The sequence below is a fragment of the Micromonospora globosa genome, from assembly GCF_000717585.1.
GTDB lineage: Bacteria > Actinomycetota > Actinomycetes > Mycobacteriales > Micromonosporaceae > Micromonospora > Micromonospora aurantiaca.
Genome location: NZ_JNZR01000005.1, coordinates 208,201 through 229,398, shown reverse-complemented (window position 1 = coordinate 229,398; position 21,198 = coordinate 208,201). Strand labels below are relative to the sequence as shown.

Genomic DNA, 21,198 nt, shown 5'->3' with positions numbered 1-21,198 from the left:
CGCGGGGGAGTACTCGCGGTGACGTGGCGGGTGAGCCGGGCGGGAACTAGCCTCGGGTCAGGCGCGGCGGGAGGCGGTGGCGGTGGGCAGCGCAGGTGTGCCGGTGGTGGTGGGGCTGGACAACGGGGGCACGAGCGACAACGCCACAGTGCTGACCGTCGACGGCCGGTTCCTGGTGGACGGGCTGCTGGAGATCCCGAGCGAGGTCGGCGCCGGGCCGGAGGCGGCCGTGGAGGCGCTCGCGCGGGCGTACGACGGCGTACTGGCGCACACCGGCGTACCGCGTGACCTGGTCCGCGCCGTCGGGCTGGACACGCCCGGCCCGGCCAGCGCCACCGGCGTGATCTCGTCCCGCGGCTCGACGAACTTCTCCCAGCCCGCCTGGCGGGGCTTCGACGTGCGCACCGCCCTGGAACGGCGGCTGGGCCTGCCCGTGGTGTACGCCAACGACGGCAACGCCGCCGCCCTCTACGCCCACCACGTGCATTTCGGCACCGAGGCGATGGCCCGGTCGTCGGTGTCCGCGATCGTCGGCACCGGGCTCGGCGGCGGCGTGGTGGAGTCCGGCCGGGTGGTCGGCGGTGCGGCCGGCATGGCCGGCGAGTTCGGGCACGTGCACATCCCGCTGGACGGCCTGGTGGAGCCGGACCAGGCGGCGCCGGTCTGCGCCTGCGGCTTCACCGGGGACGCGGAGAGCGTCGCCTCGCTCACCGCGATCCGGCGCAACCTGCTGCCGTACTGGCTGGCCCGGCATCCGGAGCATCCGCTCGCGGCGGAGGAGCCGGACCGGGCGGCGAAGCTGCTGCGCGGCTACGGCGAACGCGGCGACCCGCTGGCCCGCCTGGTGTTCACCCAGCAGGCCAAGGCGCTGGGCCGGCTGTTCACCATCGCGGCGAACTTCACCGACCCGCACGCCTACTTCGTCGGCGGGGGTGTGGTGGAGGCGGCGCCGGAGTTCCGGGACTGGTTCCTCGCCGCGGTCGCCGAGCACACGGTGCTCCGGGAGGAGCAGCGGGCGGTGGCCACCTTCGCGCTGGTGCCGGACCGGGACATGGCCGGCGCGCGCGGGGTGGCCATCGCGGCGCTGGAGGCGGTGCGCGGCATCGTCACCGCCGCCGCCCCGCTCGGCTGACGCCGCCGCCTGACGGGCCGCTCAGCCGGTCAGGCGCGCGGCGGTGCCGCGGTGAACGCGGCCCAGGCGTGCGGCGGGAACACCAGCACCGGGCCGGACGGGTCCTTCGAGTCGCGGACCGCCACCGCGCCGGTCAGCGGCGCCATCTCCACGCACGCGCCCTCGTCGCCGCTGTGGCTGCTCTTGCGCCAGCGGGCCGGTGCAGGGGTCGTGCGGTTCGTGCCGTTCATCTGGTCACCTCTCGTTCAGCAGGCGGAGGAGCTGGTCCCGACTGGCCGCCGGGCTCAGCGCCACGGTCCGCAGGTGCTCCATGATCTTGGCGCAGGTTCGCAGGTCACCCGGCCGGTCGAGGACCATCTGCCCGGCGACTGTCTCCACCGAGGCGATGATCGGGTCCTCCGGGTCGGCGAACTCCAGGATGTGCAGCGACCCCCGGGTGCCCCGGTGGTAGCCGGCGGCCAGCGGGATCACCTGCACCGTGACGTTCGGCAGCTCGGCCATCTTCAGCAGGTGCTGGAGCTGGCCGGACATGACCGAGCGGTCACCGACCGGGCGCAGCAGCGCGCCCTCGTCGATGATGGCGTCGAGGATCGGCGGCTCGGCGCCGGAGAGCCGCTGCTGGCGGTCCAGCCGTAGCTGGACCCGCTGCTCCACCTGCTCGTCGGTGAGCGTGTGCGGCCCGCCGCGCATCACCCCGCGGATGTAGTCGGCGGTCTGGAGCAGACCGGGCACCACCGACGGTTCGAAGTTCGCGATGCCGGTGGCCTCGGCCTCCAGCGCGATGAAGTCGATGGTGCGCTGGTCCAGCAGGTACGAATAGGACACCCACCAGCCCGGCTTGCGGGCGTCCTTCGCCAGCTGCACCGCCGCGGCGATGTCGGCCGGGCCCACGCCGTAGCTGGTGAGCAGCGCGCGCACGGTGGCGGGACTGACGAGCGTCTGCGCGTTCTCGTAACGGGACAGCGTGCTCCGGGTGCTGTTGATCTCGTCGGCCGCGGCCTCCAGGGTGAGGCCGGCGGCCTCCCGGTGGGTCCGCAGGGCGATGCCGAGCCGTCGGGCCCGGGCGGTCTTCGGCGCCATGCATCGATAGTCGCACATCCCGTGGGAACGTGGGCATGAGAGAAAGTCGATGAGAGTTGCATTCACGCCGGTGAACCTGTCAATGTGTGACGGCGTCCTCACCGCCGGTTGTCGTGGCGACGGTGGCGGTGAGCGACCGGAGGGGATGGGGCGCGCGGTGGTCGGATTTTTCACTCCCCCACGATCCGACCGCCGCGTGCCCCTGCCGGTCCACGAGACGGGAGGGGTTCCGCGGTGACCAGGTTCCTCGTGGTCCTGACCGACGTGCGTCCACCGGACGGTGCCCGCCGTGACGAACGCACCAGCCCGGAACGCCGCCGTCAGGTGGTCGGCGCGAGCAGCCGCGAGGCGGCCGACCGGATCGCCGGCGCGTTCATGGCGCTGGGCATGGTGCGGGCCGGCCGGCAGCGGGTGAAGGTCATCGCGGTGGGCCGCCGGCCCCGGCACCCGGCCTTCTGACGCGCACCGTTCCGTTACTCCCTGTATAGGGCTCCTTGACCGTTTGCCACGCGACTCCGCGTCTCCCCGGGTAACGACCACCGCTTGCGGCAACGCACAGTAAGGTCAGTCGGGTGAGCGCCACCGGCGAGCACGGCCAGCCGCAGTCGCGAACGATGAGGTGACCATGACCACCCCAGGCAAGACCCGTGTGGCGATCGTCTTCGGCGGCCGCAGCCCCGAGCACGGCATCTCCTGCGTCAGCGCCGGCAGCGTGCTGGCCGCGCTCGACCCGGACGAGTTCGAGGTGGTCCCGGTCGGCATCACCCGGCAGGGCCAGTGGGTGCTCGCCAGCGGCGACCCGAGCGGGCTCGCCATCGCCGACCGCAAGCTGCCCGAGATCACCGCCGGCTCCGGCGCCGAGCTGGTGCTGCGCGCCGATCCCGCCGTCGGCGGCCTGATGGTGCTCGACCCGGCCCAGGGGCCGGTCGCGCTGGCCGACGTGGACGTGGTCTTCCCGGTGCTGCACGGCGCGTACGGGGAGGACGGCACGATCCAGGGCATGCTGGAGATGGCCGACATCCCCTACGTCGGCGCGAACGTCTTCGCCTCCGCCGCGGCCATGGACAAGGAGTTCACCAAGAAGCTCTGCGCCGCCGAGGGCATCCCGGTCGGCCCGTACGCGGTGCTGCGCGCCGGGATGTCGCTGAGCGACGAGGACAAGGAGCGCCTCGGGCTGCCCGTCTTCGTCAAGCCGTCCCGGGCCGGCTCCTCGTTCGGCATCACCAAGGTCGACGACTGGGCGGACCTGGACGCCGCGCTCGCCACCGCCCGCGAGATCGACAGCAAGGTGCTCGTCGAAGGCGCCGTGGTCGGCCGCGAGATCGAGTGCGGCGTGCTGGAGGGCGAGGCCGGCGGCGCGCCGGAGGCCTCCGTGCTGGCCGAGGTGCGGATGATCGGCGACCGCGACTGGTACGACTTCGAGGCCAAGTACATCTTCGCCGACGAGGTCTGCGAGTACGACGTACCCGCCGACCTGCCCGAGCCGGTGGCCCGGCAGGTGCGCGACTACGCCACCCGGGCCTTCACCGCGCTCGACTGCTCCGGGCTGGCCCGGGTCGACTTCTTCGTGACCCCGCAGATGGACGTCTACCTCAACGAGATCAACACGATGCCGGGCTTCACCCCGACGTCGATGTTCCCGCGGATGTGGTCGGCCAGCGGGCTGGAGTACCCGAAGCTGGTCAACCGGCTGATCCGTACCGCCCTGCACCGCCGCGCCGGCCGCTGACCGCCCGTAGCGCCCCGTCGGCCGCTGGGCCGGCCGGGCGTCAGGCGGAGCAGCCCGAGGGGGCCTGCTTCGCCGAGGGGACCGAGCTGACGATCGTGTCGGAGATCGAGGTCACCCACTGCAACGGCGGCTCGTACGACTTCGGCACCCGCACCCGGATCGGGGTCTCCCGGTCGACCGTGGTCAGCACAGTGGCGTCGGCCTCCTGCGCCGCGTGCCAGCAGACCTGGTTGACCTTCCACACCTCGTCGGTGGGCGGGAACTGCGCCGGGCTGCCGCCGCAGGCCACCGTCAGCGCCGGGTCGCCGTACGCGGCGTTCTGCTCCGGGCCCGCGGTGACCGGGCGCTGCGTCAGGTCACGCACGCTGTCCGGGAGCTGCGACATCAGGGCCCGGCACAGGACGGTCGGGCGCTCGGCCAGCGCCGGGGCGGGCATCTCGACCGGCGCGCTCGACTGGGCCCGAGGGCTCGCCGACGCGCTCGGCCCGGCGTCCGGCGACTCCGGGGCCAGCTTGGCGAACGTGAACCCGGCGACCGCCACGGTCACCGGCACCGCGACGAGCGTCGCCCAGAGCGCGGCACGGCGGGTGGCGCCGTCCCGGCGGGGGGAGGTGTCCTTCTCGTCCACTTACAGCCGCACCACCGAACACGTGAGGGTGCGGGTGATGCCGGGCACCATCTGCACCTTGCTGACGATGAGTTTGCCGAGCTCGTCGACGGTGTTCGCCTCGGTGAGCACGACCACGTCGTACGGCCCGGTGACGGCGTCGACCCGTACCACGCCGGCCAGGTCCGCGATCAGACCGGCCACGTCACGCGCCCGGCCGACCTCGGTCTGGATGAGGATGTACGCCTGTACCACGACTCGACCTCCGTCCGTCGCCTCCGGGCGACCCGAAGGGTGAAACTACCGTACTGAGCGGCCGTGATCCCTATCGGTTGCCGGTCGGACGCGGTGAGCGAGCACACGCCGGTACGGACAGGGGTGGGACGTGCGGAACGACGCAGCGGAGCGAGGGGACGGAATGACGGTCACTGATGTCGGCGAGTTCGGCCTGATCGACCGGGTGACCGCCCGGCTGGCGCAGGGACAGAGCTGCCTGCTCGGCCCCGGCGACGACGGCGCGGTGGTGGCCGCACCGGACCGGCGGGTGGTCGCCTCGACCGACGTGCTGGTGGAGGGGCGGCACTTCCGCCGCGACTGGTCGTCGGCGCGGGACGTGGGACACCGGGCGGCGGCGGCCAACCTCGCCGACATCGCCGCCATGGGCGCCACCCCGACCGCACTGCTGGTCGCGCTCTGCATGCCGGCCGAGCTGGACCCGGCCTGGGCCGAGGAGCTGGCCGACGGGCTCGGCGCGGAGGCGGCGCTGGTCGGCGCGAGCGTGGTCGGCGGGGACATGTCCGGCAGCCCGACGCTCACCGTCGCGGTGACGGCGCTCGGCGACCTGGCCGGCCGCGACCCGGTGGTGCGCTCCGGCGCCCGCCCCGGCGACGTGGTGGCGCTGGCCGGGCGCACCGGCTGGTCGGCGGCCGGCTACACCGTGCTGTCCCGGGGTTTCCGCACGCCCCGGCTGCTGGTCGAGGCGTTCCGCCGCCCCGAGGTGCCGTACGCCGCCGGACCCGCTGCCGCCGCGGCAGGGGCCACCGCCATGATCGACGTGTCGGACGGGCTGCTGGCCGACCTCGGGCACGTGGCGACCGCCAGCGGCGTGGCGATCGACGTGAGCCGCGACGCGTTCGAGGTGCCCCGGCAGATGCGGGACGCGGCGCAGGCGCTTGGTGTCGACCCGTACACCTGGATCCTGGCCGGCGGCGAGGACCACGCGCTGGCGGCGACGTTCCCGGCGGACGCCGCGCTGCCCGAGGGCTGGCGGCCGGTCGGGCGGGTGGCGGCCGGCACCGGGGTCACCGTCGACGGTGCCGCCTACAGCGGCCCGCGCGGCTGGGACCACTTCCGCCGGACGGCGGAGTAACCGGTACAGCCGCCGGACGGGGAGACCAGCGGGCCTGGAGTGATCTGCGTCCGACCCCGGGCCGCCGGGCCGGGCCGGGGCCGGCGGCGGTCGTAACCTGGCACGGTGAGCGAGATCGAGATCCGGGAGCGGCGCTTCGACGCGCCCGAGTCGCAGGCGCTGATCCGGGCGGCGCTGGCCGACCTCGGCGCCCGGTACGGCGGCAGCGGCGACGAGACCCCTGTCGACGCGGCCGAGTTCACCCCGCCGGACGGCGCGTTCCTCGTCGCCTACCTGGACGGGCGGCCGGTGGGCTGCGGCGGCTGGCGCAGCCACGGCGAGGACGGCGACACGGCCGAGCTGAAGCGGATGTACACCGACCCGGCGGCCCGGGGCCGGGGCGTGGCCCGCTCGGTGCTCGGCGCGGTCGAGCGGTCCGCCCGCGACCACGGCCGCAAGCGGATCGTGCTGGAGTGCGGCGACAAGCAGCCCGAGGCGATCGCCATGTACACCTCGGCCGGCTACGAGCGGATCCCGAACTTCGGCTTCTACAAGGACGCCCCGGGCTGCCTGTCGTACGGCCGCACGCTCTAGCCGACCGAGATGCGGATCTCGCTCGCGGCGCGGCGGGCGGCGTTCGCGGCCTCGTCCGGGGTGGCGCCCCAGGCCATCAGGTGCCCGCTGCGGTGCGCCGAGGAGAGCAGCTCCGGCACTGTCTGACCGACCTTCGTCTCCACCTGCACGTCGAGCACGCCCGGCACGCGCAGCGCGTCGCGTCTGCCGTCCACGGCGGTGACCCGGCCGGGCGGCGCGATCAGGAACTCGATCGCCGCCGCGCCGGTCGCCCGCGCCGGCAGCGCCGGCCGTTCGCCGCGCAGGATCCGCAGGTACGCCTCGATGACGTCCCGCTCGTAGGCGATCGAGATGAGCGCGGTGATCATGTCGCCGGGCATCCGGGCCGCACACTCCACGAGCGTCGGCACGCCGTCGGCGAGGATCCATTCGCTGTGCAGCATGCCGCTGCGGAAGCTGGCCGCCTCGGCGAGACGTACCGCTGCGGCGCGCAGCGCGTCGTGCGCGTCGGCGGGCAGCGCGGACGGCACGGTGTGGCCGGTCTCCACCGGGTAGCGGCCGCCGGCGATCCGCTTGTCGGTGACGTTGGCGAAGACCACCTCGCCCTCGGCCACGAGCAGCTCCACGCTGTGCTCGGTGCCGACGAGCAGTTCCTCGACCAGCACACCCGTGGGCAGGCCGCGCTCGGTGGCCTCGGCCGGGTCGGGCGGGGCGGCGCTGGCCGCCCAGCGGGCCGGCACCTCGGCCGGGTCGGTGATCAGCTGCACGCCCAGGCTGCCCGAGCGGCGGGTGGGCTTGAGCACGCACCGCCCGCCGTGCGCCTGCGCGAACTCCACCGCCCGCGCCGGGTCGTCGACCAGCTCGTACGCCGGGTTCGCGAGTCCGATCCGGTCGGCGAGCAGCCGCATCCGGTGCTTGTCGGAGAAGACGTCGGCGGCCTCGACCCCGGCGCCGGGGAGGCCGAGCCGCTGGGCGAGCCGGGCGGTGGCGCCGACCGCGTACTCCAGGCCGGGCAGGACCAGCCGGGCGTCGGCGAGGCCCGGCTCACGGGCGAGCAGGGCGTCCGGGTCGAAGCCGGTCTGGTACTCGGCCGCGACGAGGCGCCCGATCATCGGCAGCCGCTCGGCGAACCGGGCCAGGTCGCGGCGGGCGATCACGTCCGGCTCCTCGACCAGCACCACGCTGCCGGGCGGCAGTTCCTGGTCGAACCAGCTCAGCGAGCCGAACGACGCGCCCACCACCACCAGTTGCTCGCGGCCCAGATCGAGGTCCACCGGTCATCCTCCCCACGGCTCGCGCCGGAACCGGACGGCCGGCGCAGCAGCACCCTAACCGGCTCGTACCAGCGGGTCGCCGTACGGTCGGTCAGGGGTGCGGGGGCGGTCGGTGGATACCGGGCGACGGACCGCCGGGACACGACAGAAGCCGGCGGACCCCGAAGGGATCCGCCGGCGACCGACGATGTTCCGGTGGCGCTACCGCGTCAGGCGCGGGTGACCTTGCCGGCCTTGATGCACGAGGTGCAGACCTGCAACTTCTTGGTGGTGCCACCACCGGCCGGGGTACGCACCGACTGGATGTTCGGGTTCCAGCGGCGGTTGGTCCGCCGGTGCGAGTGGGACACGTTGTGGCCGAAGCCCGGCCCCTTGCCACAGACGTCGCACACGCTAGCCACGGGATACTCCTGGGATTGAAACGTTCATGAGGTCGCCGCCAGGCGCTGCCCGGGCAACCTGGTCAGGTTACCCGATGACAGTCGGTACGCCCAACCGGCCCTTTCGCGAGCCCACCCAGCGTACCGGCGTCCCGGCCGGGCCGTCGGCCGGGGCGGACACGCGGCGGACGACCCCGGCGCGTGTCGGTGCGCGCCAGTAGGCTTCCCGACGTGCTGGAGACCCTCGACGCCGCAGCGGTACGCCGCTGGTGCGCGAGCGGGCTGACCGCCCTCCGGGCCCACCAGGGCGAGATCGACGACCTGAACGTCTACCCGGTGCCCGACGGCGACACCGGCACCAACCTGGTGCTCACGTTCACCTCGGCCCAGCAGGCCCTGGCCATGGATCTCGGCACCCTTCCCGACGACGGGCACACCCCGCACGGGCACGCCTTGCGGCTGATGGCCCGGGGCGCGCTGCTCGGGGCGCGCGGCAACTCCGGCGTGATCCTCTCGCAGATCCTGCGCGGCCTCGCCGACACGCTCGCCGCCGTGCCCGCGGTGCGCGGGCGGCAGCTCGCCGACGCGCTGGCCGACGCCACCACCGCCGCCTACGCCGCTGTCGCCCGGCCGGTCGAGGGCACGCTGCTGAGCGTGGTCGCCGCCGCGGCCCACGCGGCCCGCCGGGCGGACAGCGACGACCTGCGCGCCGTGGCCCGGGCCGCCGCCGAGGCGGCGGCGCACGCGCTGGCGCGTACCCCCGAGCAGTTGCCGGAGCTGGCCCGCGCGGGCGTGGTCGACGCCGGCGGGCGTGGCCTGTGCCTGCTGCTGGACGCGCTCGTCGAGGTGATCACGGGGGAGAGCCCGGGGCAGCCGGCGTCCACGCCGCCCGCCCGCCGCGCGCCGGTCACCGCCGTGCGGGAGAGCGGCTCCGACGCGTACGCCTACGAGGTGCAGTACCTGCTCGACGCGACCGACGAGGCGGTGACCCGGCTGCGCGCCGAGCTGGACGCGCTCGGCGACTCCCTGGCGATCGTCGGCGACGGCGCCGGCACCTGGAACGTGCACGTGCACGTCAACGACATCGGGGCGGCGGTCGAGGCGGGCGTGGTCGCCGGCCGCCCGCACCGGATCAGCGTGACCCGCTTCGCCGACCAGACCGCCCCGGCACCGGGGCCGCAGGTGGCGCTGCCCGACGGGCGGGCCGCCGTGGTGGTGGCCACCGGCGCGGGCATCGCGGAGCTGTTCGCCGCCGAGGGCGCCGTGGTGGTGCCCGCCAACCCGTCCACCGGTGAGCTGCTCGACGCGATCCGGGCCACCGGCGCCGCCCGGGTGGTGGTGCTGCCGAACGACCCGAACACCCAGTCGGTGGCGAGCGCGGCGGCCAAGGAGGCGCACGGCCTCGGCATCAAGGTGAGCGTGGTGCCGACCCGCTCGCCGGTGCAGGCGCTCGCGGCGCTCGCCGTACGCGATCCGAAGCGGCGGTTCGAGGACGACGTGATCGCGATGGCCGAGGCGGCCGGCGCCTGCCGGTACGCCGAGGTGTGCCACGCCGCCCGGGAGGCGCTCACCGTCGCCGGCCCGGCCCGCCCGGGTGACGTGCTGGCCCTGGTCGAGGGCGAGGTGCACCTGATCGGGCAGGATCTGGTCGACACCTGCACCGCTGTGGTGGACCGGATGCTCGGCGGTGGCGGCGAGCTGGTCACGCTGCTCTGCGGCGCCGACGCGCCGGCCGGGCTGGCCGACCGGGTCCGCGCGCACGTCGAGGGGGCCTGGCCGTTCGTCGAGGTGCAGGCGTACGAGGGCGGGCAGCCGCACTATCCGCTCCTGGTGGGGGTCGAATGACTGGTGAGGCGGCCACTGTGGACACGCCGCTGAAGAAGCTGGTCGGCGAGCGCACCGCGAAGGCGCTGGCCGGGCATCTCGACCTGCACACCGCGGGCGACCTGATCTACCACTTCCCGCGCCGGTACGACGAGCGCGGCGAGCACACCGACATCCGCTCGCTCGACGTGGGGGAGCAGGTCACGGTGCTCGCCCAGGTGCAGCGCACAGCGGTGCGCCCGATGCGCCAGCGGCGCGGCAACCTGCTGGAGGTCACCGTCGGCGACGGCTCCGGCGGCGTACTCACCTGCACGTTCTTCGGCAACCAGGCGTGGCGGGAGCGGGAGCTGCGGCCCGGCCGGTGGGGGCTGTTCGCCGGCAAGGTGACCGAGTTCCGGGGCAAGCGGCAGCTCAACGGCCCGGAGTACGTCCTGCTCGGTGAGGGCGGCGAGGGCGAGGCGGCCGCAAACGAGGAGGTCGAGGAGTTCGCCGGGGCGCTGATCCCGGTCTACCCGGCCGCGGCGGCGGTCCCGACCTGGGTGATCGCCCGCTGCGTCCGCGTCGTACTCGACACGTTCACCCCGCCGGAGGACCCGCTGCCGGCCACCGTGCGGGCCACCCGCAACCTGGCCGACATCGGCACCGCGCTGCGCGAGATCCACCGTCCGACCAGCAAGGAGGCGCTCTACCGGGCCCGCCGCCGGCTGAAGTGGGACGAGGCGTTCGCCGTGCAGCTCACGCTGGTGCAGCGCAAGCAGCGGGCGGCGGCGTCCCCAGGGCGGGCCCGGCCGGCGAAGGCGGGCGGGCTGCTCGACGCGTTCGACGCCCGGCTGCCGTACGAGCTGACCTCCGGCCAGCAGGTCGTCGGGCGGGAGATCGCCGCCGACCTGGCCCGGCCGCACCCGATGCACCGGCTGCTCCAGGGCGAGGTGGGCTCCGGCAAGACGGTGGTGGCGCTGCGCGCCATGCTGCAGGTGGTCGACGCCGGTGGGCAGGCCGCGCTGCTGGCCCCGACCGAGGTGCTCGCCGCCCAGCACCACAGGGGCATCCTCGACCTGCTCGGCCCGCTCGGCCGGGCCGGTGAGCTGGGCGCCGCCGACGACGCCACGCGGGTGGAGCTGGTCACCGGCTCGCTCGGCGCGGCGGCCCGGCGCCGGGCGCTGGTCGAGGTGGCCGAGGGACGCGCCGGCATCGTGCTCGGCACGCACGCCCTGCTCTACGAGGGCGTCGACTTCCACGACCTCGGCCTGGTGGTGGTGGACGAGCAGCACCGCTTCGGCGTGGAGCAGCGCGACGCGCTGCGCGCCAAGGCCGAGCAGCCGCCGCACGTGCTGGTGATGACCGCCACCCCGATCCCGCGCACCGTGGCCATGACCGTCTACGGCGATCTGGAGACCTCCACGCTGTCCCAGCTCCCGCAGGGCCGCTCGCCGATCGCCTCGCACGTGGTCCCGGCCGCCGAGAAACCGGCGTTCCTCGACCGGGCCTGGCGCCGGCTGCGCGAGGAGGTCACGAAGGGCCACCAGGCGTACGTGGTGTGCCCGCGTATCGGTGAGGGGCCGGTGTCGGACGAGGAGCCGCCGCGGGAGGACGACAACGGCCGCCGCCCGCCGCTGGCGGTGACCGAGGTGGCCCCGCTGCTGGCCGAGGGGCCGCTGCACGGGCTGCGGATCGGGGTGCTGCACGGGCGGCTGCCTGCGGACGAGAAGGACGCGGTGATGCGCGCGTACGCCGACGGCGAGCTGGACGTGCTGGTCGCGACCACAGTGGTCGAGGTCGGCGTGAACGTGCCGAACGCGACGGTGATGATCGTGCTGGACGCCGACCGGTTCGGCGTCTCCCAGCTGCACCAGTTGCGCGGCCGGGTGGGCCGGGGCTCGGCCGCCGGTCTCTGCCTGCTGGTCACCGAGGCGGCCGAGGGTTCGTCCGCGCGGGAGCGGCTGGACGCGGTCGCCGCCACCACCGACGGCTTCAAGCTCGCCGAACTCGATCTGGAGCAGCGCCGGGAGGGCGACGTGCTGGGCGTGACCCAGTCCGGCCGGCGTTCGCACCTGCGGCTGCTGTCGCTGCTGCGCGACACCGAGCTGATCCGCGACGCGCGGGCCGAGGCGATCGAACTGGTCGAGGACGACCCGGATCTTTCCCGGCATCCGGCGCTGGCCGCGTCGGTCGCCGCGCTCGTCGACGAGGAGCGGGCCGAATACCTGGAGAAGGGCTGACGCGCGGGCTCGCACGGCGCCCCGGTGCGGCCTCGCGGGACTGCGGCACGGGCGTCGCGTGCCTAGGCTCGCGCAGATGTCGACACCATCACTCGAACACGGCGTGCTGCTTCTGACCCGGGGCGACGAACTCGCTGTGGACCGGGTCGCCGGAGTCGCCGACGAGGCGTCCGGCCGGCTGTGCACGGCGGCGACGCGGTTCCAGATCGCGTCGATCAGCAAGCAGATGGCCGCAGCGGCGGTGCTGCTGCTCGCCGAGCGGGGGGCGCTGAGCCTGTCCGATCCGGTGGTACGCCGGCTGCCCGGCACGCCGCCGCCGGAGTGGTCCGGCATCACACTGCACCACCTGCTCACCCACACCTCCGGCCTGGGCCACTGGGAGGACTACCCGGCGATCGACCTGCACGGGCCGGCCGAGCCGGACGAGCTGCTCGACCGGTTCGCGGCGCTGCCGCCGCTGTTCCGGCCCGGCGCGGGGTGGCACTACAGCAGCCCCGGCTACGTGCTGCTGGCCCGGACCGTCGAGCGCGTGGCCGACCGGCCGTACGCCGAGTTCCTCGCCGACGAGGTCTTCGCACCGCTGGGCATGACCGGTAGCTTCGCCGGCGCGGGCGACGGACGGCCGGACGTGGCGGTCGGACACGTGGGCGGCCGTCCGGTGCCGTCGTGGGACCTGGCGACCGTCAGCATGGGCGCGGGTGACGTCTGGTGCACCGGCGCGGACCTGCTCACCTGGCTGGACGTACCGCGCCGGGGCCAGCTGCTCGCCCCGGACCCGGTGGCGGCGATGACCGCGCCACACGCGCCCACCGGACGGCCCGGGGAGGCGTACGGCTACGGCTTCTTCGTCGGCCCGCTGGCCGGCCGCCGGGCGTTGCACCACTCGGGGGACAACGGCGGCTACAAGGCGTTCGCCGCCTGGCTGCCCGAATCCGACCAGCGGCTCGTCCTGCTGACCAACCGGGCCGAGGTCGATCCGCGAACGATCACGTCGGCGCTCGACACCCCCGAGGCGCGGTGATCCACGCGAGGTCCGGCCGGGCGGGTGGCCGACGCGTCACCGGGCCGGGCGTCGCGTAGCGTCGGGGCATGCGCAGGGAGCGACGGTGACCCGGATCGTGGCCGGCACGCTCGGCGGCCGGCGGATCGCCGCGCCACCAGGCGCCGGCACCCGTCCCACCTCCGACCGGGTCCGTGAGGCGCTGTTCAGCGCCGTGCACTCCCACGTCGACCTGGACGGGGCGCGCTTCGCCGACCTGTACGCCGGTTCCGGTGCGGTCGGTCTGGAGGCGCTGTCCCGGGGCGCGGCCCACGTCCTGCTCGTCGAGTCCGACGCGCGGGCCGCCCGGGTGATCCGGGAGAACATCGCCGCGCTCCGGGCCGCGCCGGCCGCGCGCCTGGTCACCGGCAAGGTCGCCACCGTGCTGGCGGCCGGACCCACCGACGGGCCGTACGACGTGGTCTTCGCCGATCCGCCGTACGCGGTGCCGGACGCCGAGATCACCGCGATGCTGTCCGCGCTGGTCGACGGCGCCTGGCTCGCCCCGGACGCCCTGGTGGTCGTCGAGCGGTCCAGCCGTACCGGACCGGTCACGTGGGTGGAAGGTGTCACTCCGGAGCGCAGCAGACGTTACGGCGAGACCACTCTTTGGTACGGTCGCCGATCATGAGACGTGCGGTCTGCCCGGGCTCGTTCGACCCGGTCACCAACGGACACCTCGACATCATCGGCCGGGCCAGCCGGTTGTTCGACGAGGTGATCGTCGGAGTGCTGGTCAACCAGTCGAAGCAGGGCCTGTTCACCGTCGAGGAGCGGATCGCCATGCTCCGCGAGGTGACCGCCTCGTACGACAACGTCCGGGTGGAGTCGTTCCGCGGCCTGCTCGTCGACTTCTGCCGCGCCCAGCAGGCGAGTGTGCTGATCAAGGGCCTGCGTGCGGTGAGCGACTTCGACTACGAGCTGCAGATGGCGCAGATGAACATCGGCCTGGCCGGCGTGGAGACGCTCTTCATGCCGACCAACCCGCTCTACTCGTTCATCTCGTCCAGCCTGATCAAGGACGTGGCGAAGTGGGGCGGCGACATCTCCGCCCACGTCCCCGACCTGGTCCGAGCCCAGCTCGCCACCCGCCTCCGCCCCTGACCTCCGCCCGCCCTCGCCCCACCCCCGCGATCTTGCACTTTCGGCCCGGACATTCCTCCCGCAAGGGACGAGTGCCGGGCCGCAAGTGCAAGATCGCCGAGTGGAGGGTGGGGGGGCGACGCGCCGGGTGGGGCGGGTGGGGTGCTTGTGGCCCGGGCGCGACATGATGTCTGCAGCGCCGAGACGGGGCGTAGGCCGCATGATGGAGGGCGGCCGACGAAGACAGGAGTGAGGTACCGGTGGACCCGCTCGATCGCATCGACGAACTCATCGCCATGGTGGAGCAGGCCCGCTCCGTCCCGATGTCGCGCAACAACTGCATGGTCGACCGGGGCGAGATGATCGCCACGCTCGACGAGCTGCGCGCGGAGCTTCCCGCGGACCTGCGCCGGGCCGCCGCGCTGCTGGAGGAGCGGGACAAGATCATGGAGGCCGGCAAGCGCGAGGCCGACCGGATCATCAGCGAGGGTGAGGCGGAACACGCCCGGCTGGTCTCGGTCAACGAGATCACCGTCTCGGCCGAGCACGAGGGTGCCCGGATCATCGCCGAGGCGCGGGCCGAGGCGCAGCGCCTCCGCGAGGAGGTGGACGACTACGTCGACACCGCGCTGGCGAACTTCGAGCAGTTCCTCACCCGGGCGCTGGCCTCGATAGAGCGCGGCCGGGACAAGATGCACGCGCTGCGCGAGATCGGCACCTTCGCCGGGGACGAGCCGGACCGCCCGCTACCCTTCTGAGCGGCGCGCAGGCCGGTCGCCGACAGCCGGCTGCCGTCGAGCCGGAGGTGAGCCCCGGTTCGACGGTCCGCCCACCTGGCAGGTAACCTTCTTTGTCGGCCTCTCAACGGCCGGAGTCTGACTATGCCCAAACACTCGCCAAGCACACTCGACCCCAGGTCGCCGCTGGTTCTCGACACGAGGGAACTGCCGCGCCGACCTGGCGCGTTGCGTACGCACAAGCGGGTCGTGCCGGCACCGGCGGACCTCGGCGTGGAGTTGATCAGTGTGCCGGAGGGCGCGGACCTCGACCTCGACCTGAGGTTGGAGTCGGTGTCCGAGGGCGTGCTCGTCTCCGGGACCGTCACCGGTCCCGTCAAGGGCGAGTGCGGCCGCTGCCTGCGCGAGATCGACGACTCGTTGGCCGTGACGATCCAGGAGCTGTACGCGTACGAGAACAGCGCCACGGACGACACGACCGACACCGACGAGGTGGGCCGGATGCAGGGCGATCTGATCGACCTGGAGCCGGCGTTGCGGGACGCGGTGGTGCTGGCGCTGCCGACCAACCCGCTCTGCCGGGAGGACTGCCCAGGGCTGTGCCCCGAGTGTGGGGTGCACTGGGACGATCTGCCGGCCGACCACAGCCATCAGCAGGTCGACCCGCGTTGGGCGAGCCTGACGCAACTGACCCGTACAGAGGAGTAAGAACCGTGGCCGTCCCCAAGCGCAAGATGTCGCGCAGCAACACCCGCGCCCGCCGGGCGAACTGGAAGGCCTCGGCGGTGGCGACCGTGGCCTGCCCGCAGTGCAAGTCGGCCAAGCTGCCGCACACCGCCTGCTCCGTCTGCGGCACCTACAACGGCCGTCAGGTCCTCGAGGTCTGACCCGGCCGCCGAGTGACGTCCCCGACCACCGGTCGGGTGACGCGCGCACCAAGGCTCTCGCCCGGTGCCCCGGCTCCCGCCACCGCCGACCGGCTCACGGCCGGCGGACCGTCGGAGCCGGGCACCGCGCGGATCGCCGTCGACCTCCTCGGCGGGGACGATGCTCCCGCCGTCGTGGTTGACGGCGCTCTGCGAGCGGTACGCACGGATCCCGCCCTGCACCTGATGCTCGTCGGCCCGATCGAGGTGGCCGACGAGCTGATCGGTGCGCTCGACCCGGCTCAGCGCGCACGGGTCACGGTCCGCCCGGTGCGGACCGCCGTCGGCATGGCCGACCATCCCACCGCCGCCCGCGGCGAGAGCACGGTACGCACCGCCGTGCAGGCGGTCCGCGACGGGCTCGCCGACGCGGTCGTCTCCGCCGGCTCGACCGGTGCCACAGTCACCGCCGCCGCGCTCGGCCTCGGCCGCTGGACCGGGATCCGCCGCCCGGCGCTCGCCGCCACGCTGCCCGCCGTCGAGGGGCCGGTGGTGCTGCTCGACGTCGGCGGCACGCTCGAACCCGGCCCGGCCACGCTGGCCCGGCACGCCCTCCTCGGCGCCGCCTACGCGTCGGTGGCCCACGCCGTCACCGCACCCCGCGTCGGGCTGCTCTCCGTCGGCCTGGAGACCGGCAAGGGCGACCGGCTGCGCCGCGTAGCCGCGCCCGCGCTCGCCGCCGCGCCGCTGCCTTGCGACGGCCGCTACGTCGGCCTGGTCGAGGGGTACGACATCTCGCTCGGCACCCGCGCCGACGTCGTGGTGACCGACGGCTTCACCGGAAACGTCCTGCTGAAGGCCATCGAGGGCGCGTACGCCATGGCCGGCGGCCCACCGTCACGCGGCGGCGCCCCGCGTGCCGCCGCGCTGCTCGGGGTGGGCGGCACCGTGGTGGTGTGCCACGGCGCGGCCGGCTCCGAGGACGTCGCCTCCGGTATCGCGCTCGCGGCCCACCTGTGGCGCCGCGACGCCGCCGGAACGGTCCGCGCCCTGCTCGCCGACATCCCGCACGATCTCGCACCTGACCGACACGACACCGAGGTAGCACCATGACCAACGACAAGCGGCGGCGTGCTCCCGTCGGCCACCTGGAGGCGGCCTTCGGGGTGTCGCTCGACCCGGAACTGCTGGAGCGCGCGCTGACCCACCGCTCGTACGCGTACGAGAACGGCGGCCTGCCCACGAACGAGCGGCTGGAGTTCCTGGGCGACTCGGTCCTCGGCGTGGTGATCACCACAGCCCTGTTTCACAACCACCCCGACCTGCCCGAGGGGCAGCTGGCGAAGCTGCGCGCCAGCGTGGTCAACATGCGGGCGCTCGCCGACGTGGCGCGTGGTCTCGGCCCGGACGGGCTCGGGGCGTACCTGCTGCTCGGCAAGGGTGAGGAGGCCACCGGCGGGCGGGACAAGGCGAGCATCCTGGCCGACACGCTGGAGGCGCTGCTGGGCGCGATCTATCTCCAGTACGGCCTGGACACCGCCGCCATCGTCATCCACCGGCTGTTCGACCCGCTGATGGCCGAGTCGGCGGGCCGGGGCGCGGCGCTGGACTGGAAGACCAGCCTCCAGGAGCTGACCGCCGCGCTCGGGCTCGGCGTGCCCGAGTACCGGATCGAGGGCACCGGGCCGGATCACCTCAAGACGTTCACCGCCTGGGTGGTGGTGGCCGGCAACCGCTACGGCGGCGCGGAGGGACGCAGCAAGAAGGAGGCCGAGCAGCGCGCGGCCGAGTCGGCCTGGCGGACGCTCACCGAGCAGGCCGAGGCGGAGGCGGCGGCGCAGGCCCAGGAGGAGACGAGCCCGCAGGTCCAGGACGACGCGACGGACGTCGAGGCGGGCGCGGGCCGTGCCTGAGCTGCCCGAGGTAGAGACCGTCCGGGTGGGACTCGCCCAGTGGGTGATCGGCCGGCGGATCGCCGCCGTCGAGGTACGCCACCCCCGGGCCGTACGCCGGCACGCGCCCGGTGGCGCGCACTTCGCCGACGTGCTCGCCGGCCGGACGGTCACCGGCGTGCAGCGCCGGGGCAAGTACCTCTGGCTGCCGCTGGACAGCGGCGACGCGGTGATCGGCCACCTCGGCATGTCCGGCCAGCTGCTGCTGCAGCCGGTCGGCGCGGCCGACGAACTGCACCTGCGGGTCCGGTTCCGATTCGCCGACGACGGGCCGGAGCTGCGCTTCGTCGACCAGCGCACGTTCGGCGGGCTGTCCGTGTCCGAAGGTGGGGCGGAGTTGCCCGCCGAGATCGCCCACATCGCGCGCGACCCGATGGACCCGGAGTTCTCCGACGAGGCGTTCGTGGCGGCGCTGCGGCGCAAGCGTACGGAGATCAAACGCGCGCTGCTCGACCAGACGCTGATCTCCGGGGTGGGCAACATCTACGCCGACGAGGCACTGTGGCGGGCGAAGCTGCACGGCACCCGCCCGGCCGACGCGCTCACCCGTCCGGCCGCGCTGCGGCTGCTCGGGCACGTGCGGGACGTGCTCGCCGAGGCGATCAAGCAGGGTGGCACCAGCTTCGACGAGCTGTACGTCAACGTCAACGGCGAGAGCGGCTACTTCGACCGGTCGCTGAACGCGTACGGCCGGGAGGGGGAGCCCTGCCCGCGCTGCGGCGCGCCGATCCGGCGGGAGGCGTTCATGAACCGGTCCTCCTACAGCTGCCCGCGATGCCAGCCGCGGCCCCGGGGCACCCTCCGGGGATGACCCCGAGCCGGTTCGGGGTTGCGCCCGTGTGCTTCGCCCGACGGTCCCCGGAGACGCGCCGGAGCGTACCCGGAGATGCCCTTTTCCGCCCGGTCCGCGCGGCCGGTTCCGGCCGCGCGGACCTCGTCCGCCGGATCGGGGACGAGCGGGGGCCGTTCCCCGATGTCGGGGCCGCGCCTGCTGCCTAGCGTCATCTGGGGTCGGCACAGGGCCGGCATCAGGAGGGTGGAACCCGGGACATGGGCAGGCGACCGGTGACCGTGCGGCTGGCACGGTGGAGTGCGGAGCATCCGTGGCGCGCGATCGCGTTGTGGGTGGTCTTCGTGGCGGTGTGTTTCGTGGGCGGCAGCGCCGCCGGGCTGAACGAGGCGACCGACGAGGATCAGGCGATCGGCGAGTTCGGACGGGCACAGCTGATCGTCGACAGTGGCGGGTTCGACCGGCCGGCGACCGAGAACGTGCTGATCACCGCCCGCTCGGGCTCGCTCGACCAGGCCGCGGCGAAGGCCGCCGCGCAGGACGCGGCGGACCGGCTGCGGCAGGTCGACGGCGTGGCCTCGATCGGTACGCCGATGCCGTCGCGCGACGGCAGCGCGCTGCTGGTGCCGATCACCATGTCGGGCGACCCGGGCACCGCCGGTGACCGGGTGCAGCCGCTGCGGGACACCACCGCGAAGGTGCAGGACGCGCACCCGCAGCTACGGGTGGAGCAGGTCGGCGGCCCGTCGATCGACAAGGCGCTCGACGACACGCTCGGCAAGGACTTCAAGCGCGCCGAGCTGCTCAGCCTGCCGGTGACGCTGGCCATCCTGATCATCGCGTTCGGCGCGCTGATCGCCGCCGGGGTGCCGGTGCTGCTGGCGCTCTCCTCGGTGGCCGCCGCGATGGGCCTCTCCACACTCGCCTCGCACCTGGTGCCGGCCACCGACACCACCGCCAGCGTCATCCTGCTGATCGGTATGGCGGTCGGCGTTGACTACTCGCTGTTCTACGTGCGGCGGGAACGGGAGGAACGGGCCAAGGGCCGATCCGGCCTGGACGCGGTGGAGATCGCGGCGGAGACCTCCGGGCACGCCGTGGTGGTCTCCGGCACCGCCGTGATCATCTCGATGGGCGGCCTGCTGCTCGCCCAGGACGCGATCTTCTCGTCGCTGGCGGTCGGCTCGATCCTGGTGGTCGCGGTCGCCGTGATCGGCTCGCTCACAGTGCTGCCGGCGCTGCTGGCGAAGCTGGGCCGCTGGGTGGACCGGCCGCGGGTGCCGCTGCTGTGGCGCCTCACCGCGCCGCGTGACGGGCAGCCGGCCCGGCCCCGGTTCTGGCCGGCGGTGCTCAAGCCGGCGCTGCGCGCGCCGGTGGCCACGCTGCTGATCTCGGTCGCGCTGCTGCTCGCGCTCGCCGCGCCCGCGCTCGGCATGAAGCTGAAGTTCCCCGGCCCGGAGGACGTGCCGCGCACCACCGCCGCCATGCAGGCGTACGACCGGCTCACCGCGGCCTTCCCGAGCAACGGCACCAGCCACACGGTCGCCGTGCGGGCACCCGCCGAGCAGGCCGACCGGGTGCGGGCGGCGCTCACCGACCTGGCCGGCCGTACCGCCGCCGACCCGCTCTTCGCGCCGGCCGAGGGGGACGGCCCGGAGATCCAGGTGTCGGCGGACCGGCGGGTGTCGGTGCTGGAGGTGGCCACGCCGCACGCCAGCCGCTCCGACGAGGCGTCCCGGTCGCTGCACGAGCTGCGCGAGGACCTGGTCCCGGCCACGCTCGGCGGCATCCCGGGCGTGGAGTACGCGGTCGGCGGCGGCGTGGCCGCCAGCGAGGACTACGCCGCCCACATCTGGGCGAAGCTGCCGATCGTCGCGGCGTTCGTGCTGGCGCTGACGTTCCTGGTGATGGCGTGGACGTTCCGGTCGATGGTGGTGGCGCTGACCTCGATCGTGCTGAACCTGCTCTCGGCCGGCGCCGCGTACGGGCTGCTGGTGCTGGTCTTCCAGAGCACCTGGGCGGAAGGGCTGCTCGGCTTCACCTCGATGGACGCGATCGTCACCTGGCTGCCGCTGTTCCTGTTCGTGGTGCTGTTCGGACTGTCGATGGACTACCACGTCTTCGTGGTCAGCCGGATCCGCGAGGCGGTCGACCGGGGGATGCCGACCCGGGAGGCGGTGGCGCACGGGATCACCTCGTCGGCCGGGGTGGTGACCAGTGCGGCGGTGGTGATGGTGGCGGTGTTCTCCATCTTCGCCACGCTCAGCATGATCGACTTCAAGCAGCTCGGCATCGGCCTGGCGGCGGCGATCCTGCTGGACGCCACGATCATCCGCGCGGTCGTGCTGCCCTCGGTGATGACGCTGCTGGGTGACGCGAACTGGTGGGCGCCGCGGTTCATGCGCCGCCGTACGCCCACCCCGGCGGTCGAGCCGCCGCCCGCCCCGGCGCCGGAGCTGGTCGGCGCCCGCTGACCCCGAGCGGACCCGCCCCGGCGCCCAACCGGAAGTGCCGAACAGCTTGACATCAGTTCCGGCTCGTGCCGGCCGCTGAGAAGGCATTCGT

The 21,198-nt window shown here is 74.0% G+C and carries 23 protein-coding genes; 17 read left to right on the top strand and 6 right to left on the bottom strand.

The genetic code is table 11. The features are described 5' to 3' along the window. Positions 1-82: 82 nt before the first annotated feature. The gene (locus IF06_RS0108370; protein ID WP_030270015.1) at positions 83-1,132 is read left to right on the top strand and encodes an ROK family protein; all 1,050 of its coding nucleotides are present in this window, start codon (positions 83-85) and stop codon (positions 1,130-1,132) included. A 29-nt stretch (positions 1,133-1,161) separates the two neighbouring features. On the opposite strand, the gene IF06_RS0108365 is transcribed toward IF06_RS0108370, so the two are convergent. Together IF06_RS0108365 and IF06_RS0108360 are read right to left on the bottom strand one after the other, a co-directional pair. Next, on the bottom strand, positions 1,162-1,362 hold the full coding sequence (locus IF06_RS0108365; RefSeq protein ID WP_030270013.1) for a DUF397 domain-containing protein: 201 nt from the start codon (positions 1,360-1,362) through the stop codon (positions 1,162-1,164). 4 nt (positions 1,363-1,366) lie between these two features. Continuing rightward, positions 1,367-2,212 carry a helix-turn-helix domain-containing protein gene (locus IF06_RS0108360; RefSeq protein WP_013474343.1) on the bottom strand — a complete coding sequence of 282 codons (846 nt, stop codon included), beginning with the start codon at positions 2,210-2,212 and terminating at the stop codon, positions 1,367-1,369. 234 nt (positions 2,213-2,446) lie between these two features. Between IF06_RS0108360 and IF06_RS0108355 the strand changes: the two genes are divergently transcribed. Together IF06_RS0108355 and IF06_RS0108350 are read left to right on the top strand one after the other, a co-directional pair. Beyond that, positions 2,447-2,671, top strand: a complete 225-nt coding sequence (locus IF06_RS0108355; RefSeq protein ID WP_013284544.1) for a hypothetical protein — start codon at positions 2,447-2,449, stop codon at positions 2,669-2,671. Positions 2,672-2,837: 166 nt separating this feature from the next. Further along, complete coding sequence (locus IF06_RS0108350) at positions 2,838-3,941, top strand: D-alanine--D-alanine ligase family protein (protein ID WP_030270011.1); 1,104 nt, start codon at positions 2,838-2,840, stop codon at positions 3,939-3,941. A gap of 40 nt (positions 3,942-3,981) precedes the next feature. On the opposite strand, the gene IF06_RS0108345 is transcribed toward IF06_RS0108350, so the two are convergent. Beyond that, positions 3,982-4,569: a DUF3515 family protein gene (locus IF06_RS0108345; RefSeq protein WP_013284546.1), complete on the bottom strand. Its 588-nt coding sequence runs from the start codon at positions 4,567-4,569 to the stop codon at positions 3,982-3,984. Next, on the bottom strand, positions 4,570-4,803 hold the full coding sequence (locus IF06_RS0108340; protein ID WP_013284547.1) for an Lrp/AsnC ligand binding domain-containing protein: 234 nt from the start codon (positions 4,801-4,803) through the stop codon (positions 4,570-4,572). A gap of 163 nt (positions 4,804-4,966) precedes the next feature. On the opposite strand from IF06_RS0108340, the gene IF06_RS0108335 reads away from it, so the two are divergent. Together IF06_RS0108335 and IF06_RS0108330 are read left to right on the top strand one after the other, a co-directional pair. Then, a complete protein-coding gene (locus IF06_RS0108335; protein WP_013284548.1) occupies positions 4,967-5,917 on the top strand; it encodes a thiamine-phosphate kinase in 951 nt (316 codons plus the stop codon). Between the two features lie 105 nt (positions 5,918-6,022). After that, complete coding sequence (locus tag IF06_RS0108330) at positions 6,023-6,490, top strand: GNAT family N-acetyltransferase (protein ID WP_030270009.1); 468 nt, start codon at positions 6,023-6,025, stop codon at positions 6,488-6,490. Here IF06_RS0108330 and IF06_RS0108325 read toward each other — a convergent pair. Both IF06_RS0108325 and rpmB read right to left on the bottom strand, forming a co-directional pair. Next, positions 6,487-7,743 carry an ATP-grasp domain-containing protein gene (locus IF06_RS0108325; RefSeq protein WP_030270007.1) on the bottom strand — a complete coding sequence of 419 codons (1,257 nt, stop codon included), beginning with the start codon at positions 7,741-7,743 and terminating at the stop codon, positions 6,487-6,489. The genes IF06_RS0108330 and IF06_RS0108325 overlap by 4 nt on opposite strands. Positions 7,744-7,952: 209 nt before the next feature. Next, positions 7,953-8,144 carry a 50S ribosomal protein L28 gene (gene rpmB / locus IF06_RS0108320; protein ID WP_013284551.1) on the bottom strand — a complete coding sequence of 64 codons (192 nt, stop codon included), beginning with the start codon at positions 8,142-8,144 and terminating at the stop codon, positions 7,953-7,955. Positions 8,145-8,354: 210 nt separating this feature from the next. Here rpmB and IF06_RS0108315 point away from each other — a divergent pair, with 210 nt between their 5' ends. The 12 genes from IF06_RS0108315 (at position 8,355) to IF06_RS0108260 (ending at position 21,107) form a co-directional block, all read left to right on the top strand. Further along, positions 8,355-9,968 carry a DAK2 domain-containing protein gene (locus IF06_RS0108315; protein WP_030270005.1) on the top strand — a complete coding sequence of 538 codons (1,614 nt, stop codon included), beginning with the start codon at positions 8,355-8,357 and terminating at the stop codon, positions 9,966-9,968. Beyond that, the gene (gene recG / locus IF06_RS0108310) at positions 9,965-12,166 is read left to right on the top strand and encodes an ATP-dependent DNA helicase RecG (RefSeq protein WP_030270003.1); all 2,202 of its coding nucleotides are present in this window, start codon (positions 9,965-9,967) and stop codon (positions 12,164-12,166) included. The genes IF06_RS0108315 and recG overlap by 4 nt, the downstream gene beginning before the upstream one ends. A gap of 76 nt (positions 12,167-12,242) precedes the next feature. Further along, the gene (locus IF06_RS0108305) at positions 12,243-13,187 is read left to right on the top strand and encodes a serine hydrolase domain-containing protein (RefSeq protein ID WP_030270001.1); all 945 of its coding nucleotides are present in this window, start codon (positions 12,243-12,245) and stop codon (positions 13,185-13,187) included. A gap of 85 nt (positions 13,188-13,272) precedes the next feature. Beyond that, on the top strand, positions 13,273-13,836 hold the full coding sequence (gene rsmD, locus IF06_RS0108300; RefSeq protein ID WP_013284555.1) for a 16S rRNA (guanine(966)-N(2))-methyltransferase RsmD: 564 nt from the start codon (positions 13,273-13,275) through the stop codon (positions 13,834-13,836). After that, the gene (coaD, locus tag IF06_RS0108295) at positions 13,833-14,309 is read left to right on the top strand and encodes a pantetheine-phosphate adenylyltransferase (RefSeq protein WP_013284556.1); all 477 of its coding nucleotides are present in this window, start codon (positions 13,833-13,835) and stop codon (positions 14,307-14,309) included. The genes rsmD and coaD overlap by 4 nt, the downstream gene beginning before the upstream one ends. Positions 14,310-14,548: 239 nt before the next feature. Further along, positions 14,549-15,046, top strand: a complete 498-nt coding sequence (locus IF06_RS0108290) for a hypothetical protein (RefSeq protein WP_013284557.1) — start codon at positions 14,549-14,551, stop codon at positions 15,044-15,046. Between the two features lie 123 nt (positions 15,047-15,169). Then, positions 15,170-15,733 carry a YceD family protein gene (locus IF06_RS0108285; protein WP_013284558.1) on the top strand — a complete coding sequence of 188 codons (564 nt, stop codon included), beginning with the start codon at positions 15,170-15,172 and terminating at the stop codon, positions 15,731-15,733. Positions 15,734-15,738: 5 nt separating this feature from the next. Continuing rightward, positions 15,739-15,912: a 50S ribosomal protein L32 gene (rpmF, locus tag IF06_RS0108280; protein ID WP_013284559.1), complete on the top strand. Its 174-nt coding sequence runs from the start codon at positions 15,739-15,741 to the stop codon at positions 15,910-15,912. 132 nt (positions 15,913-16,044) lie between these two features. Continuing rightward, positions 16,045-17,004 carry a fatty acid synthesis plsX protein gene (locus tag IF06_RS0108275; RefSeq protein ID WP_030269999.1) on the top strand — a complete coding sequence of 320 codons (960 nt, stop codon included), beginning with the start codon at positions 16,045-16,047 and terminating at the stop codon, positions 17,002-17,004. Further along, entirely contained in the window at positions 17,001-17,804 is an 804-nt protein-coding gene (gene rnc / locus IF06_RS0108270; protein ID WP_030269997.1) for a ribonuclease III, read from the top strand. Before IF06_RS0108275 ends, rnc begins: the two co-directional genes overlap by 4 nt. Continuing rightward, the gene (gene mutM / locus IF06_RS0108265) at positions 17,797-18,654 is read left to right on the top strand and encodes a bifunctional DNA-formamidopyrimidine glycosylase/DNA-(apurinic or apyrimidinic site) lyase (RefSeq protein WP_013284562.1); all 858 of its coding nucleotides are present in this window, start codon (positions 17,797-17,799) and stop codon (positions 18,652-18,654) included. The genes rnc and mutM overlap by 8 nt, the downstream gene beginning before the upstream one ends. A gap of 239 nt (positions 18,655-18,893) precedes the next feature. Further along, on the top strand, positions 18,894-21,107 hold the full coding sequence (locus tag IF06_RS0108260; RefSeq protein ID WP_030269992.1) for an MMPL family transporter: 2,214 nt from the start codon (positions 18,894-18,896) through the stop codon (positions 21,105-21,107). Positions 21,108-21,198 lie beyond the last annotated feature (91 nt).

What these genes read in the sequence shown, in the direction of transcription:
- IF06_RS0108365 (WP_030270013.1), bottom strand. Translation starts at nt 1,362, where the DNA reads ATGAACGGCACGAACCGCACGACCCCTGCACCGGCCCGCTGGCGCAAG.
- IF06_RS0108360 (WP_013474343.1), bottom strand. Translation starts at nt 2,212, where the DNA reads ATGGCGCCGAAGACCGCCCGGGCCCGACGGCTCGGCATCGCCCTGCGG.
- IF06_RS0108350 (WP_030270011.1), top strand. Translation starts at nt 2,838, where the DNA reads ATGACCACCCCAGGCAAGACCCGTGTGGCGATCGTCTTCGGCGGCCGC.
- IF06_RS0108335 (WP_013284548.1), top strand. Translation starts at nt 4,967, where the DNA reads ATGACGGTCACTGATGTCGGCGAGTTCGGCCTGATCGACCGGGTGACC.
- recG (WP_030270003.1), top strand. Translation starts at nt 9,965, where the DNA reads ATGACTGGTGAGGCGGCCACTGTGGACACGCCGCTGAAGAAGCTGGTC.
- IF06_RS0108305 (WP_030270001.1), top strand. Translation starts at nt 12,243, where the DNA reads ATGTCGACACCATCACTCGAACACGGCGTGCTGCTTCTGACCCGGGGC.
- coaD (WP_013284556.1), top strand. Translation starts at nt 13,833, where the DNA reads ATGAGACGTGCGGTCTGCCCGGGCTCGTTCGACCCGGTCACCAACGGA.
- IF06_RS0108285 (WP_013284558.1), top strand. Translation starts at nt 15,170, where the DNA reads ATGCCCAAACACTCGCCAAGCACACTCGACCCCAGGTCGCCGCTGGTT.
- rnc (WP_030269997.1), top strand. Translation starts at nt 17,001, where the DNA reads ATGACCAACGACAAGCGGCGGCGTGCTCCCGTCGGCCACCTGGAGGCG.
- IF06_RS0108260 (WP_030269992.1), top strand. Translation starts at nt 18,894, where the DNA reads ATGGGCAGGCGACCGGTGACCGTGCGGCTGGCACGGTGGAGTGCGGAG.